Origin of the sequence: Pseudomonas syringae group sp. J309-1 (assembly GCF_032582135.1) — a bacterium.
GTDB lineage: Bacteria > Pseudomonadota > Gammaproteobacteria > Pseudomonadales > Pseudomonadaceae > Aquipseudomonas > Aquipseudomonas quasicaspiana.
On the sequence record NZ_JAWHNU010000123.1, the window covers coordinates 1 to 861 of the forward strand.

Consider the following 861-nt stretch of genomic DNA (forward strand, 5'->3'; position numbering starts at 1 on the left):
ATACAGGCTGCAGTGCAGATCAACCGGTCATCGAGCGTGTAGACCTTGATGTTGTCCTGCAGGCGGTCGGGGTCGAAACGAACGATGACCTTCTGGCCAGCATGGGCGTTCAGTTCGACGGACCAGTACCGATTTTCATAGAAGTGGATTTCTCCCGAGCCTCGCTGGGCGGTGACTTTTTCGGCGGCGAGCAGCCAAAGGTAACGCTGCGCCTCGGTTGGCCAACGCACGATGGATGCCGGTTCGGCTAGGCTGGCCTTGAAGGTCTCCAGGAACGAGCGCCCCGAGCAGGCTGCGGACTGGCGACCGGAGCGGGTATTGTGCTCTTCGATCTCGCGCGCGACGTGGCCGCGAAACTCGTCGATGGGGATAGCGGCATTGCCGTAATTCTCGGGCTTCGCCTCTGGGCTGTTACCGGTATAGGCACCTGCGCAGAACGGGTGCTTGGCGATGTTGTCGGCGAGATCGCGCCAGGCGCGTTCGATCGGTTTCGACTGACCGCTATAAGGTTTTGTCCACATCGGCTGGATGCCGAGCGAAACGAGGATGCCCTGCGGGTCCTCGTCGCGGATGGTGAACCGGTAGCGGTTCGGAATGCGACCGGAAATCCACTTCGAGGCGAAGGCGCGCCCGTTGTCGAGCCAGATTTTTTCGGGGATGCCGTGGCGTTGCGCCATGTCGCCGATGAGGAGGCGGACGGGTTCCTTGTTCTCGGTTTCCGAGATGCGCCAGGCGAGGATCGTTCCAGAGTAGAGGTCCTGCAGGCCGAGTAACTGGACGCGGGTGATGCGGCCGTCGTGCAGGCGCACGAACACGTCGAGCTTGTGGCCGTCCATGTTGACGGCCTGCATGGCATGGAAG

At 61.8% G+C, this 861-nt stretch carries 1 protein-coding gene; it reads right to left on the bottom strand.

Going from position 1 to position 861, the window contains the following annotated elements:
• On the bottom strand, nucleotides 1–861 hold an 861-nt coding region (locus tag RX972_RS29025), incomplete at both ends, for a transposase (RefSeq protein ID WP_316880725.1).